Source organism: Limosilactobacillus coleohominis (assembly GCF_016901675.1).
In the GTDB taxonomy this organism is placed as follows: Bacteria; Bacillota; Bacilli; order Lactobacillales; family Lactobacillaceae; genus Limosilactobacillus; species Limosilactobacillus intestinavium.
Map to the genome: position 1 here is coordinate 1 of NZ_JACJKU010000039.1, position 15,356 is coordinate 15,356.

12 protein-coding genes, 1 other RNA gene, 1 pseudogene and 1 other annotated feature are annotated in these 15,356 nt (G+C 38.0%); of the genes and pseudogenes, 9 read left to right on the forward strand and 5 right to left on the reverse strand.

The genetic code is table 11. From position 1 onward, the window contains the following. Nucleotides 1-153 precede the first annotated feature (153 nt). From ssrS to rpsD, 4 genes are all read right to left on the reverse strand, one after another. Nucleotides 154-341: non-coding RNA, 6S RNA (gene ssrS, locus H5975_RS04810), on the reverse strand. Between the two features lie 38 nt (nt 342-379). After that, nucleotides 380-1,636 (reverse strand): replication-associated recombination protein A, encoded by a 1,257-nt coding sequence (locus H5975_RS04815; RefSeq protein WP_204785120.1) that lies wholly within the window; start codon nt 1,634-1,636, stop codon nt 380-382. A 33-nt stretch (nt 1,637-1,669) separates the two neighbouring features. Beyond that, complete coding sequence (locus H5975_RS04820) at nt 1,670-2,134, reverse strand: YueI family protein (RefSeq protein ID WP_204785111.1); 465 nt, start codon at nt 2,132-2,134, stop codon at nt 1,670-1,672. Between the two features lie 90 nt (nt 2,135-2,224). Further along, the gene (gene rpsD / locus H5975_RS04825; protein WP_204785112.1) at nt 2,225-2,833 is read right to left on the reverse strand and encodes a 30S ribosomal protein S4; all 609 of its coding nucleotides are present in this window, start codon (nt 2,831-2,833) and stop codon (nt 2,225-2,227) included. Between the two features lie 372 nt (nt 2,834-3,205). Here rpsD and ezrA point away from each other — a divergent pair, with 372 nt between their 5' ends. The 3 genes from ezrA (at nt 3,206) to thiI (ending at nt 7,406) form a co-directional block, all read left to right on the forward strand. Further along, the gene (gene ezrA, locus H5975_RS04830; RefSeq protein ID WP_204785113.1) at nt 3,206-4,906 is read left to right on the forward strand and encodes a septation ring formation regulator EzrA; all 1,701 of its coding nucleotides are present in this window, start codon (nt 3,206-3,208) and stop codon (nt 4,904-4,906) included. A gap of 121 nt (nt 4,907-5,027) precedes the next feature. Further along, nucleotides 5,028-6,176 (forward strand): cysteine desulfurase family protein, encoded by a 1,149-nt coding sequence (locus H5975_RS04835; protein WP_204785114.1) that lies wholly within the window; start codon nt 5,028-5,030, stop codon nt 6,174-6,176. Between the two features lie 9 nt (nt 6,177-6,185). Continuing rightward, entirely contained in the window at nt 6,186-7,406 is a 1,221-nt protein-coding gene (thiI, locus tag H5975_RS04840) for a tRNA uracil 4-sulfurtransferase ThiI (protein ID WP_204785115.1), read from the forward strand. A gap of 8 nt (nt 7,407-7,414) precedes the next feature. On the opposite strand, the gene H5975_RS04845 is transcribed toward thiI, so the two are convergent. Beyond that, entirely contained in the window at nt 7,415-7,783 is a 369-nt protein-coding gene (locus H5975_RS04845) for a DUF1304 domain-containing protein (RefSeq protein WP_204785116.1), read from the reverse strand. A 142-nt stretch (nt 7,784-7,925) separates the two neighbouring features. Further along, nucleotides 7,926-8,136, forward strand: a binding site (T-box leader). 47 nt (nt 8,137-8,183) lie between these two features. On the opposite strand from H5975_RS04845, the gene H5975_RS04850 reads away from it, so the two are divergent. From H5975_RS04850 to H5975_RS04875, 6 genes and pseudogenes are all read left to right on the forward strand, one after another. After that, the gene (locus tag H5975_RS04850; protein WP_204785117.1) at nt 8,184-10,844 is read left to right on the forward strand and encodes a valine--tRNA ligase; all 2,661 of its coding nucleotides are present in this window, start codon (nt 8,184-8,186) and stop codon (nt 10,842-10,844) included. Nucleotides 10,845-10,938: 94 nt separating this feature from the next. Further along, complete coding sequence (locus tag H5975_RS04855) at nt 10,939-12,255, forward strand: bifunctional folylpolyglutamate synthase/dihydrofolate synthase (RefSeq protein WP_204785118.1); 1,317 nt, start codon at nt 10,939-10,941, stop codon at nt 12,253-12,255. A 51-nt stretch (nt 12,256-12,306) separates the two neighbouring features. Beyond that, entirely contained in the window at nt 12,307-12,918 is a 612-nt protein-coding gene (locus tag H5975_RS04860; protein WP_204785119.1) for a JAB domain-containing protein, read from the forward strand. 125 nt (nt 12,919-13,043) lie between these two features. After that, nucleotides 13,044-14,069, forward strand: a complete 1,026-nt coding sequence (locus H5975_RS04865; protein WP_178662316.1) for a rod shape-determining protein — start codon at nt 13,044-13,046, stop codon at nt 14,067-14,069. A gap of 112 nt (nt 14,070-14,181) precedes the next feature. Beyond that, nucleotides 14,182-15,033, forward strand: a complete 852-nt coding sequence (gene mreC / locus H5975_RS04870) for a rod shape-determining protein MreC (RefSeq protein WP_178662314.1) — start codon at nt 14,182-14,184, stop codon at nt 15,031-15,033. A gap of 10 nt (nt 15,034-15,043) precedes the next feature. Further along, nucleotides 15,044-15,356, forward strand: a pseudogene (locus H5975_RS04875) (rod shape-determining protein MreD); the annotation flags it as partial.

A 15,356-nucleotide genomic window follows, 5' to 3' on the forward strand; every position in this document is an offset into this window, starting at 1 on the left:
AAAATAAAAGAGTCACATACCCTAAAAGTATGTAACTCGTAAAACTATACCAATTTAGCGAAAATTTCACGATTTTGTTAAACCAACACTAAATGATGTAGAGCCAATAAAAAAAGGACCCAGGAAACCTTGGCCCTTTCCCAAATATGTATGGAAGACTCCGTTAGTGCCGTTATTTGTTCGACAGTGTTGACCTGTAGTTAAGACAGGTGGGATTCGGTGGATAGCTTTCAACTACCGAGTGAAAGGGCATGTTGTCTACTATCTTGAAACACAAATCCCTATATAAAAGGTTGTAAGGCAAACCTGCGATATGAACAAGGCGTACACAACAGAATCTTCTTTACTAAATCCTAGCATATTGGCATCAAAAGTGCAATTATTGACGATGGCGCTGGGCATTAATTAGTGAACGATATTGTTTGGCATAAGCTTTTTCAAACCGTCCATTCTCTTTAGGGTGATAGTACTGGTCATTCTTAATAGGATCCGGAAGATATTGTTGACGAACCCAATCTTCAGGGAAATCGTGGGGATATTTATAGTCTGTGCCATGTCCCAGTTTTGCAGCACCCTTGTAGTGAGCATCTTTGAGGTGATTAGGAATTTTTCCATAATGACCTTGATGAAGCCGTTCCAATGCATTATCGATGGCCATAATTGCAGAATTTGACTTTGGAGATAGACAAAGTTCAATCACAGCATTAGCTAATGGAATTCTTCCTTCGGGGAAACCTAACTTTTCTGCAGCTTGAATTGCTGAAATTGTTCGAGCACAAGCAGGCGGATTGGCTAAACCAACATCTTCATATGCAATGACACTTAAGCGTCGTGCAATACTAGGCAAATCACCAGCTTCAATTAGTCGAGCAAGATAATGCAGAGCAGCGTCTACATCGCTACCACGAATCGACTTCTGAAATGCAGAAACAGTATCGTAATGGCCATCACCATTTTTATCAGCAACTAAGTTACGTTTTTGAACGCTTTCTTCAATGGTTGACAGATTGAGATGAATGTAACCATCTTCACCCTTAGCGGTAGACTTAGCAGCCAGCTCCAGACCATTTAACGCGCTTCTTAAATCACCATTAGTCGCAGTTACTAGTGCTGTTTTAGCTTTTTCATCGATCATGATCGGCATTTTGCCTAGACCACGTTCTGGATCAGCTAATGCTCTATCTATTGCAATTTTCATATCATCAATAGAGAGGGGATGTACCTCAAAAATTTGTGTTCGACTTCTAATGGCTGGGTTGATGTTGATATATGGGTTTTCAGTAGTTGCACCGATTAAAATAATATGGCCACTCTCTAAGTGGGGAAGTAAGAAATCCTGTTTAGCTTTATCTAAGCGATGAATTTCATCTAATAATAAAATCACAGTGCCACTCATCTTAGCCTCTTCAACGACAACTTGAAGGTCTTTTTTAGTATCTGTTGCCGCGTTGAGTTTGCGAAAAGCGTATTTTGTTGATCCAGCGATTGCACTTGCAATGCTTGTTTTACCAGTACCAGGCGGCCCGTATAAGATCATTGATGAGAGCATTTTAGCCTTAACCATTCGCCAAATTATTTTTCCAGGACCAATTAGATGTTGCTGGCCCACAACTTCATCAATGTTTCGTGGACGCATTCGGTATGCTAAAGGTTCCAAAGCATGTCCTCCTTAGATTTTAAAAAGTCTCTTCCAAATTGATGAATTATTTTTTGGTGAGACAGATTTATGATTATTATTTGACTGACCATACTTCGCTTGAACGTCTACCGGAGATTCGTAAACTGCTTGATGATCACTGATGACCAGTGCTAAAGAATCTGGAGTAGTTTTAGCATCTGAACCAGTCTTAATCGTAAATTGAACTTGCATCTGGTTAGCAAGCATGATGTAATTACGAGTTAAGTGATCCGCTAGATTCCCATTAATAATCACTAAACTGTCAGGATGCTTAGTTAACTCTTTTCGAACAGCAAATGACCAGTCGTTATTGTTTATTTCGGCAACCGAAATTGTTAACCAAACTCGCTCACGAAAGGTCCCCATATAATGGCGTTGTTCATCTGGTTTGATCTTTGGAGTGCCGTAAATACCATTTTGAATTCTTTGATCAATTTCTGACTTGTTATCTGGCATTGTCGCTGACCTCCTTATTTAATCATAAAGTTATTGTACCATTAAAAAAAGACCGGGATGAAACCCGATCTTTTATAATGAACTGAGTGATTAAAGCTTGTTGTAGAATTCAACGATAAGTGATTCATCAATGTCAGCGTTCATATCTTCACGAGCTGGCAAACGAACAAGCTTACCTTCAAGCTTATCAGCATCAAATTCAACGTATGATGGACGTGCAACAACGGCGTCAACAGCGTTCTTGATGATGTCTAAGTCTTTAGACTTTTCACGAACACCAATTACTTGGCCAACAGCAACTTCGTATGATGGAATATCAACACGCTTGCCATCAACAGTAATATGACCATGGTTAACCAATTGACGAGCTTGACGACGAGTAGTAGCCAAACCTAAACGGTATACAATGTTATCAAGACGACGTTCAAGTAATACCATGAAGTTAGTACCGTGAGTACCTTCTTTGATTTTACCAGCACGCTTAAAGAGGTTACGGAATTGACGTTCAGTCAAACCATACATGAAACGCAACTTTTGCTTTTCACGAAGTTGTGTACCATATTCTGAAAGGCTACCGCGACGATCATTACCATGATCACCAGGAGCATATGGACGACGTGCTAATTCCTTACCAGTACCTGAAAGTGAAACACCAAGACGACGGGAAAGACGCCAACTTGGACCTGTATAACGAGACATAAATAAATTCCTCCAATATATTTTGTTGGAGTAAAATAATCCGATTGTAAGGTTACATTCGTGCATAATGATTGGATCGTTCACCCTCGCAGCTGGGTTACTAGAAACACCGCTTTGGCATCATTATGTTGACGAGCTTGCTCCTTACTGCTGCATTATTTTACACAAAGAATACCTTACTATGTTTGGATGGTAATTGTCAATGGATAATTTATGATAATCACATTTTCTTTTTTTAAAATTATTAGGCAAATTTTAGCAATTAGGTTAATAAGAATCATTAATGTTGCGCTGTTTATGATATAATTTAATTTGATTATTATTGTTACTATAGATTTATTGTTACTATAGATTTAGGTGGGAATAGACATTATGTTGCAAATTTTAATTGGTATTTTGATTATTGCTTTGATTGTATTAGCAATCATTTTTTTCTATCAGAAACGGATTATTACAGTTACTAAGGAATTATCTGCTCAGGTAGATGCGTTAGATGGCGAAAAGTTAGCCAAAAAATTGGATTCAAATCATTTAGAAGGCTTAATGGGGGAATCATTAAAAAAATTTACCGCATTACGCGAACTCTATGATCATGACTTTGTTGATGATTACCAAAAAGCACAAGATTTAGTTAAATCCATTCAGAAAGATTTACATGGTAAAGCTGTTTTTAGCACCAGTTCACAAGTAACTGAATTACAAAAATTAGTTTCACAATTAAATACCACCCAATCTAAGCTAAAAAAAGGCATTAACGAACTAGATCAAGCAGCTAAAACGCAATCAGATGCAATTAAACAATTGCGTGAAGAATATAACGCATTTGGTCGTAAATTAGATGAAAAATCGTTTGATTATGGCAATAGTAAGGATGAATTGCAATCAAGATTAGTGAACCTAGAGAAAAAATTTGAACATTTCTCAGACGTTGTAAGCAAAGGCGATCATGACGCGGCTCAAGAATTGCTAAACGACTTGCAGGAACGAACATCAGCATATCAAAAACTGATGGACGAAATTCCAGGTTTGTATCGGCCATTATATGCTGTATTTCCTGATCAATTGAAGGAATTAAAGTCAGGATATGCTGATTTAACCAAGCAACAATACCGATTTACTGATGATGATATCGATAAACAAGTTGACGAACTTGAAAAAGAACGTCAAATGGCTCTTAAGAAATTGGCTAATTTAAATATTGCACCTGTTAAAGAAGCGAGTGAACATCTGACTACTGAAATTGATCGGTTATATGATGTGATGCAAAAAGAAATCGATGCTAAGCCATACGTTGATAAGTATATTCATCAGCTCCATCGTCACCTTGAACATGCGGAAAAGCAAAATCAGGAACTGATGAATGAATTACAAAGGTTGAGCAATAGTTACACATTAAATAACAATGAAATTGCTGATACCCGTCAACTTGATGAACAGTTAAAAGATATCTCAAAGCAATATCATGATGATATTGATAGCATTGAGAAGCATCAAGCAATTTATAGTAACATCTGGCAACAGCAGCAAGAAGCTGAGAAAGCTTTAACAGAAATTGAGGAACAGCAAAAGAAAATTAATGATAGTGTTGCCGGATTACAAAGCGATGAGCAACGAGCAAGGAAGGCTTTGCAAGGCTTTGTTTCTGATATCAGGACCACTAAACGTCGTGTGGGAAACTTGAATCTTCCTGGCATTCCACAAAATTATTTGGATTATTTCTTTGTTGTTAGTGATGAAATTTCAAAGTTGTCTAATGCAATGAATCAACCGCAAATTGATATGGAAGAAATTACTAAACAGCTATTGATTGTGCAAGATGATTTAGAAACTCTTCATGACAAAACCGACAATTTGCGGGATAGCGCAGCTTTAACTGAACGAATGATTCAATATGCCAACCGACTTAGTAATAATAACGATGAAGTTGATTCCGCTATTCAAAAGGCACAGCGGTTGTTTGACAAGCATGATTATTCAGGAGCATTAGAAACAATTGGAACAGCACTTGAGGAAGCTGAAGCTGGATCGTTTAAGCGGATTGAACAAGACTACTATAAAGGTTTAAATAACTAATAAAAATACAAGACGCTAAGGTGTTATTATCATCTTAACGATCTTGTTTTTTTAGTTATCATAAGTAAGTGATATCTGGTATAATCTAACAAGTTAATCCTGAAAAGGAAGGAGAATTGCATTGATTTATTTTGATAATAGTGCAACAACGAAAATTAATTCTGAAGTATTGGATACCTATAATACTGTCAGCAAAAAAATTTGGGGAAATCCTTCAAGCCTTCATAATATGGGGGAAGTATCTTGGAATTTGTTGCAGCAATCTCGTCAACAAATTGCTAAATTACTAGGCGTTCAACCTGGAGAAATTATTTTTACTAGTGGAGGTAGTGAAGGTGATAACTGGGTAATTAAAGGAACAGCATTAGCTAAACGGCAATTTGGTAAACACATTATTACCAGCTCGGTTGAACATGCTGCTGTCCGCAACGCAATGCATCAACTGGAAGATTTGGGGTTCGAAGTTACCTACCTACCAGTGGATTCTGAAGGAAGAATTAATCCAGAAGATGTGAAAGCGGCTATTCGTCCAGATACAATATTAGTATCTATTATGGCAGTGAATAACGAAATTGGAACGATTCAGCCGATTCGTGAGGTAGGAGCAATCTTAAAGGATTATCCACGAATTCATTTTATGGTTGATGCTGTTCAAGCCATTGGTAAAGGAATTGATGACGTAGTATTTAGCGATCGGGTTGACTTTGCAACATTTTCTGGTCATAAATTTCACGCGCCACGGGGGACAGGTTTTGTCTACAAGAAGAATGGTCGTCAACTTGCTCCGTTGATTGATGGAGGCGGTCAAGAACAAGGATTACGAGGTGGTACGGAAAATACCCCGGGTGACGCTGCATTGGCAAAATCAATTCGTCTTTTAAAAGAAAAAGAATCTACTGTAGTGAACACTGAACGCCAGATCAAGCAACGAATAATTGACCATATCAAGACATTCCCACACGTTAAAGTATTTTCAAAAGGTAATGATGGGTTTGCTTCACATATTTTATGTTTTGCAATTGTCGGTGTTCGTGGCGAAACGGTGGTTCATGCGTTTGAGGATCGTAACATCTACATCTCAACTACTAGTGCATGTTCATCCAAGAAAGATACTGAGACGAGTACATTGTCCGCTATGAATGTTCCGCAAAATATCGCTGAATGTGCGGTAAGAGTTAGTCTTGGTGATCAGAATACATTAGAAGAAGCTGATGTGTTTAATGATACATTTGATGAATTATATGATGGATTTAAGAAAATCCTAGGTTAGGAGGCTTTTATGCAATATGATGAGATAATGGTTCGCTATGGTGAACTATCCACCAAGGGTCGCAATAAACGGCACTTTATAGATCGTCTAGGGACAAATGTCAGAGATGCTTTGCACAAATTTCCAGATGTAAAGGTGCATCCTAATGCTGATCGAATGCACATCATTTTAAATAATACAGATAGTGATCAGGTCATGAAGCACTTAAGCAAGGTTTTTGGAATTCAAACTTTTTCACCGATGCTGAAAGTTGCTAAAGATTATTCTGCTGTCTGTCAAGCTGCTAAGCAAATGGTAGCAGACCAAGTAACAAAACCAGTCACTTTTAAAATTGAAACCAAGAGAAGTGACCACCATTTTGAAATGGATACTTTTGACATGAATCGTGAATTAGGTGGATTTTTATTAGAACAGTTTCCTGATTTATTAACTGTTGATGTTCACCATCCTGATGTCACAATTTGGGTGGAAATTCGTGTAGATGGTATCTATCTAAGTAGTGAAGTAATCAAGAGTGCTGGGGGACTCCCTGTTGGGACCGCAGGTAAGGGAATGATGATGTTATCTGGCGGTATTGATTCTCCAGTAGCAGCATATCTCGCTATGAAACGTGGGGTATCCTTAGAAATGGTGCACTTCTATAGTCCGCCATATACTAGTGAACAAGCATTAGCTAAGGCTAAAGAATTAACCGGCAAATTAGCTCATTATTGCGGCAGTATTAATTTCATTGAAGTGCCATTTACTGAAATTCAAGAGACCGTAAAGGAGAAAGTTCCAGAAGGGTATCTAATGACCATCCAGAGACGGTTTATGTTGCGCTTGGCTGTGGCAATTGCGGAACGACGGAAAGGACTGGCCATTTTTAATGGTGAATCTCTTGGACAAGTAGCTTCACAAACAATGGAAAGCATGCGCACAATTGAAGAAGTTACCAATATGCCAGTTCTAAGGCCTGTTTTGTCTTATGACAAGACGGAAATTATTAAAATTGCAGAAGATATCGATACGTATGATCTTTCAATTTTACCGTATGAAGATTGTTGTACAGTCTTTACTCCACCATCTCCAAAGACTAAGCCACGGATTGACCGTGCACAAAAATATGAAAAAGTCTTAGATATTGATGGATTAATGCAACGTTCATTAGATGGCATTAAAATCACTAAAATTCATGCCGGAGATGAATTTTTAAACCAAAATGAAGATGTATTTGCCGAGTTACTATAAAACCCTTGTTAGATAACAAAGCAAATAGCAATAATTGCGATAATTGCAGGCAACATTTGTAGAAGCCAAATTTTACGTGTCGATGTAAAGCCGCCATAGAGGGCAACAACTGCAATAAAAGTTAGTAGTAGTAATTGAACAGTTAATTGTGTGTTGCCAGAGAAGAGCCAGAAGCTTGCTAAAATGGAAAGTCCTAACATTCCGTTGTAAATCCCTTGATTAGCCAGCAGTACCCTTACTTCAGGTTGCTTGGTGAATTCCGTATTTAAGTCGAACGACTGCGCATGTTTTTCAGGTTTGGCAAACATTTCAAGAATCATGATTCCCAGGTGTTCAATTGCAACAAAAATAACAAAAATGGTAGCAATAATTTGCATTATTAGTTCTCTCTTTCAAAAAGTTTTCAGTAATTATACCTTAATTTTTAGCTGAAGGTACAATAAAAATTGTTAACTCTCATGGATAAAAGTTGGTGTACATGGGTTGACGTTATACATAGTAATAGCGTATTATAATGCCATTAAAGCATTGACCGAGAAAATGAGAGATTTAAATTTGACAGAGAGGATTAGTTGGTGAAAAGATCCATTAGTCTCGATAAGTAGCTCGCGAGCAAGTTAACTGAACTAATAGTAAGTTAACTCGGGTCATTCCCGTTATCTAATGAAGAGTGAAGATGTCGTTTCGACATCTTAAATTAGGTGGTACCGCGAGTTAGCTCGTCCTTTTGTTAAGGGCGAGCTTTTTTGTTTACCATCAGGAAAGGGAGTTATTGATATGGCAGATAAGAAAGAAATGCCCACTAAATTTGATCCTGCTGCTGTAGAAAGCGGTCGTTATCAATGGTGGGATGAGAACGGTTTTTTTAAACCAAGTGGGGATAAGAAAGCACACCCTTATTCAATTGTTATTCCACCGCCAAATGTTACTGGAAAATTGCATTTAGGACATGCTTGGGATACGACATTGCAAGATATTATTATTCGGCATAAGCGGATGCAAGGTTATGATGTTCTATGGCTACCAGGAATGGACCATGCCGGGATTGCCACTCAAGCTAAAGTTGAAGCAAGATTACGTAAGGATGGTATTTCTCGTTATGATCTTGGCCGCGAAAAGTTTGTCCAACAAGTGTGGGATTGGAAAGACGAGTATGCAGATATCATCCACAAGCAATGGGCCAAAATGGGAATTTCCGTTGACTATGATCGCGAACGCTTTACCTTAGACGAGGGTCTTAACAAGGCAGTGCGGAAGGTCTTTGTTGACCTTTATAACAAGGGACTTATCTATCGTGGGACATACATTATTAACTGGGATCCTCAAGCGCGAACAGCCTTATCAGATATTGAAGTTATCCACAAAGATGATAAAGGCGCATTTTACCATGTTAAGTATCCATTTACAGATGGCACCAAATTTAATGGTAAAGATTATATTGAGATTGCTACTACCCGTCCTGAAACCATGTTTGGTGATGAAGCGGTAGCAGTTAATCCTAATGATGAACGCTATAAAGAATTAGTTGGTAAACACATTCGAGTACCACTGGTTGATCGGGAGATCGAGATTATTGCTGATGACTATGTAACCCCTGACTTTGGAACTGGTATGGTTAAGATTACCCCAGCCCATGATCCGAACGACTTTAAAGTAGGTAAACGTCATCACTTGCCTGAACTGAATACCATGAATGAAGATGCTACCATGAATGAAAACGCTGGTAAGTATCAAGGGTTAGATCGTTTTGAAGCTCGTAAGGCAATTGTTAAGGACCTTCAAGATGAAGGTTACATGTTAAAAATTGATCCAATCGTTCACTCTGTAGGTCATTCGGAGCGGACCGGTGTTCAAGTGGAAGCACGTTTGTCAACACAATGGTTTGTTAAGATGAAACCGTTGGCGGAAGCTGCTTTAAAGAATCAACAAACGGATGACCGCGTGAACTTTATTCCAGGTCGATTTGAACATACATTTACACAATGGATGGAAAATATTCATGACTGGGTAATTTCTCGTCAATTGTGGTGGGGACACCGGATTCCTGCTTGGTATAACAAACAAACCGGAGAAATGTATGTTGGCATGGAAGCACCTAAGGATGCCGAAAACTGGGAACAAGATAAGGACGTTCTTGATACGTGGTTCTCTAGTGCACTTTGGCCATTCTCAACAATGGGCTGGCCTGATACAGATGCTGCAGATTACAAACGTTATTTTCCAACCAGTACATTAGTAACGGGATATGATATTATTTTCTTCTGGGTTTCCAGAATGATTTTCCAATCTCTTGAATTTACTGGGAAAGCACCTTTCCGTAATGTTTTGTTGCATGGATTAATTCGTGATGAACAGGGTCGTAAGATGAGTAAGTCCTTAGGAAACGGGATTGATCCAATGGACGTTATTGCTAAATACGGGGTTGATGCTTTGCGTTGGTTCTTGGTAACTGGGTCTACACCTGGACAAGATATCCGTTTCTCTTACAAGAAGATGGATGCAGCCTGGAACTTTATTAACAAGATTTGGAATGCTAGTCGTTACGTAATCATGAACCTGGATGGTGTAGATCAAGCACCGGTATTGCCAAATAAGGATAAATGGGACCTGGCTGATCGCTGGATTTTAGCTAAGCTCAATGCTACCGTTAACCAAGTAAATAGCCAGTTTGATAAATTTGAATTTGGTGAAGCTGGTCGAGCATTGTATAACTTTATTTGGAATGATTTCTGTGATTGGTACATTGAAATGACCAAAGAGAAGTTAACCAATGGAACCGACGAAGAAAAACTGGATACCAAGAATATTTTGGCTTATGTTCTTGATCAAATCTTGAAATTAATCCACCCAATTATGCCATTTGTTACTGAAGAATTGTGGCAAGCAATGCCTCATGAAGGCCAATCTATTATGATTAGTAACTACCCAGTAGTTCATAATGAGTTAGGTGATGACGCTGCAGTTGAACAAATGGGGGACTTAATTGACCTCATTAAGGCAGTTCGTTCGATTAGAAATGATGCTGGAGCACCATTATCAAAGCCAGTTAACATGTTAATTAAAGTTGATACAGAAAAGCTGGGTAATATTTTCAAAGACAATCAGGATTATATTCAACGTTTCTGTCATCCTGCTGAATTAACAATTAGTACTGAGGTAGATGTTCCTAAACTTGCAATGAGTGGTATTTTAGCTGGAGCAACTGTTTACATTCCAATGGCAGAATTAGTTGATTTGGATGAAGAAAAAGCTAAAATGCAAAACGAAATTGCTAAATTGCAAAAAGAGGTAGATCGTTCTACAAAGAAATTGGGCAATGAGAAGTTTGTAAAAAATGCTCCTGAAAAAGTAGTTGAAGAAGAGCGGAAGAAAGCTGATGAATGGCAACAAAAGCTATCAGCAGCAAAAGAACGATTGGAATCTTTAAAAAACGCATAAAATAATCTAATGAAAGGTGTCGATTTTGGTCGACACCTTTTTATTACGGGTATAAAATTTGGTTACCTAAATTTTCATAAAGAAGGGGAAAGCATTGATCGATAATTACGAACAAGCTCTGGCTTTTATTCACAATCGCCCACGTTTTAAAAAGAAGCCAACTTTGTCACGAATGAGATTACTATTACACCGCTTAGGTGATCCGCAACGCGGTCAGAACTATATTCACGTTACTGGAACGAATGGTAAAGGGTCTGTAGTAGCAATGACCAGGCAGATGCTAATGGAACAGGGCCTAAATGTAGGAACGTTTACATCACCATTCATTACCCGATTTAACGAGCGAATCGCAATCAATGGTTGTCCAATTTCTGATGATGATTTGGTGAAATATACGGATCTAGTCGCAAAAGAAGTAACAAAATTGGATCATGAATTGCCTGAAGGTGGGCCTACGGAATTTGAAATAAACACGGCTATAATGTTTTGTTACTTTGCTGATCATGACTTAGATGTAGTTATCCTAGAAGTTGGAATTGGTGGTTTATATGATTCGACCAATGTCATTAAGGCTCCATTAGTATCAGCAATAGTTACGGTTGGTTATGATCATATGAAGTATCTAGGGAATAGTCTTCCAGAGATTGCACGACAGAAGGCAGGGATTATTAAAGATGATTGCCCAGTAGTGGTGGGTGATTTAGATCCTAGTGCACAAGATGTTATTGATAAAGTCGCTCATGGAACAGGTAGCAAGGTGTTTAAACCAGGGAAAGATTACTTTTTTGAAGTAGTAAGTCCGCAATCACTGTATGCGACGGTTAATTATTCCGGGATCAGTCTTGCACCGGATAATTACAAGCTGTCATTGGCAGGTGAGTACCAAGCACACAATGCAGGAGTTGCAATTACGATAGTTCAGGTGGTAATGAAAAAACTAGGAATTTCTCTAGACAAAAGAAGCATCAAAAGAGGATTGTCTCATACTAAGTGGCCTGGACGAATGGAATTAATAAATGAGCAACCTGCGATTATACTAGACGGCGCACATAATTTGCCTGGGATACAAGCACTAGTAAAAACCATTCGCGATGACTTAAAAAATCAGGAAGTGTATATTTTAGTAGCTATTTTGGCAGATAAGCAATATGATTTAATGCTTGGTGAACTCGCTAGCCTACCGAATGTTCATATATTTGTCACCAATTTTGATGGTCCTTATAAAGGTAGAAAAAGCGCTGACCTAAGCAAGATTATTCAAGAAATTCCAAGTCATTATCCAATTGAAATTATTAATAATTGGCAATTAGGTTTTGCTAAGATTGTTCATCAGATGTCTGAGGATGATGTCCTAATAGTGACAGGATCTTTATATTTCATTTCGGATGTAAGACATTTAATGACAGATTAAAAAAATTTTCCCTCTCTTTTACGTCTATTAAATGTGAAGGGAGAGATAGAAATGTTTTTAGATGTTAGTAGCAATCGTTATCAAACACTAATTCGAACGTATTTTAATGATGAACCGAATTTAGCTGAACAGATATTCAAACTTGCTCCAACAGCAGCAGAATTTCGACAGCTTAGTACTAGAGAAATCACATATTTAAAGAATTTGTCAACTGAGAGAATGGGGCGGTTTCTGGATGCAGTTCAAATTGGTGAGTTCATCGTTAAAAGCCCTCATGATTTATATGGTCATGCATATTCAAGCACATTAGTAGGTCAAGCCTTACTTGAAGAATACGCTGGTGATCAACAGGAAAGCGTCGCAATATTGTGTACTGATGTTCACAATGAAATTATAGCAAAGCAACGGCTATTTATCGGTGGTCAAAGCCAATGTAGTTTGTTTCCTGATCAAATTTTTAGATATGCCATAAAGAATTGTGCTACCGGCGTTATTGTAGTTAATAATCATCCTAGTGGAAGTATTGAACCATCTGATAATGATTTGCAAATGTGTCGTAGAATAGATCAAGCGGGGAATACAATTGGTATTCATTTACTTGATTTTTTAATTGTTGGTAGTGAAAGCTATTACAGTTGGCGTGAAGACACATTAGATCTTTAAATATCTTTAAATATTAAAAAAATCCTGTCCTTTTGTTAATGAGTGTAGTATATTGTGACTGTTAATCTTCGGGATAGCTATGGTATAATACTGCTGTTCTACTTGAAATCAAATGAAACCTAAAAATGAAGGGACGACATAGATTGCCATTAGGAATTGGAACCAAAAATATTGGTATTGACTTAGGAACTGCCAATACAATTGTTTACATTGAAGGTAAAGGAATCGTTTTACGAGAACCTTCTGTAGTTGCTCGTAATAAAAAATCTGGCGAAGTGATCTCTGTTGGTGAAGCCGCCCGTGATATGATTGGGCGTACACCTGCTAGTATCGTTGCTATTCGGCCAATGAAAGATGGAGTTATTGCAGATTACGATACAACTGTTGCAATGATGAAATACTACATGAACAAGGCACTTGGCGGAAATGCAGGGAAGCCGTATGTAATGGTCTGTGTACCAAGCGGAATCACAGAAGTTGAAAAGCGTGCTGTAATTGACGCTACTCGTGTTGCAGGGGCTCGTGATGCTTATGTAATTGAAGAACCATTTGCTGCTGCAATTGGTGCTGGTCTTCCTGTTATGGATCCAACTGGAAGTATGGTAGTTGATATTGGTGGTGGAACTACAGATGTTGCTACCATCTCTTTGGGCGGAATTGTTTCTAGTCGCTCTATTCGAATGGCCGGAGATAAGATGAATGATGCTATTATCCAATTCATTCGTCAACACAAAAACTTGCTTATTGGTGAACGGACTGCTGAAAAACTAAAGTGGGATATTGGATCTGCATCTCCTGAAGCTGCTAAAGATATGGAAAGCGCGGAAGTTCGTGGTCGTGATCTGGTAACAGGTTTACCAAAGACAATGCAGGTTTCCGCTGAAGAATTATCTGGCGCATTGCAGGATGTTGTTGCTGCGATTATTGATGCAATTAAATCAACATTAGAAGAGACTTCTCCTGAAATTGCTGCGGATGTAATTGACCACGGAATTGTCTTAACTGGTGGTGGTTCATTATTAAAGCACTTGCCAGATGTTATTGCTGATGCTACAAAGGTTCCAGTATTTATTGCTAATGATCCATTAGATTGTGTAGCAATTGGTACTGGTGAATCTTTGAAGAGTATCGATGTAATGAAGAAAAAATAATAACTCATAGAAAACCAATTGAGATTTTATAAGATGGGCGGAGCGAGTCGCAAAACGATGTGTTTTGCCGAGCTCCGCTTCTCTTTTCTTAATTGGGAGGGGGATTCTTAGAATGCGTAAGTTTTTTTCCAACCGGCGACTTGTTTTTATTGTTGTAGTGCTAGTGGTCGCGTTTGGTTTGATGGGCGGATCAGTTGCACTTCGGAATCGACGGCAAACACCACCGATAGTGCAACAATTTGGCAATGACATTGTTGGTATGGTAGGCAGTGTTGTGGCCTATCCAGTGAATGCAGCACAAAATGGTGTGAGTTCATTTTCTGATCTATTAAACACCTATTCGGAAAATCAAAAATTAAAACAACAGGTTTCTGAATTAGCACAAGACAAGGTTCGCAATCAAACATTGTCAAAGGAGAATCGTGAATTAAAGGCTGAATTAAAGGTCAAAAAATCAATGACTGATTATTCCACCATTAGTGCTGCTGTTATGTCACGAACTCCATCATCTTGGCAAAAACAATTGATTATTAATAAAGGTCAAACTAGCGGGATTAAGAAAAATATGCCTGTAATGTCTGCTGGCGGTTTGATTGGACGTGTTACTGAAGTTAATAAAACTAATAGTAAAGTAGAATTATTAAGTAACACTGGAGAATCTGCTAACCGGTTTGCCATTCAAATTAAAGGAGAAGATGGCAAGACTGTCAACGGAATTATTACGGATTATGACTCTGAGACTAATAGTTTAGTGATGGGACAAGTTACTTCAAAAGCTAAAATTAAAAAGGGCACCAAGGTTACAACTAGTGGTATGGGAGGTGTAACTCCTAAGGGGTTATACGTTGGTAAAGTTTCACGAGTTGGTAAAGATGATTACGGCCTTGCTCAAAAAATCTACATTAAGCCCGCAGCTAATTTTAATGACGTTAATATTGTGACGGTTGCAGAATTAGATTCATAGGAGGAAATAAATGTATCGTTTATCTCGAATTAGATTTTTATTTCCGATTGGATTATTTATCGCTTTCTTTTTAGATGGATCATTCAGCAAGGTATTTGCTAATCAATTTTTTTCATTTCCATACACGATGGTAAGCCAATTAGTCCTTTTATGGTTAGTATTAGCCTACTTCTTTGAAGCTGATATTAAAATTCCGTTATACGGATTTGCAGTAATTGTTGGAGCATTGACAGACTTGTACTATGCTGGAGTTTTCGGATTATTTATTGTTTTGTATCCTTTAATGGTATGGGTAACTAAAACTTTGGCCGGACTATTTAACG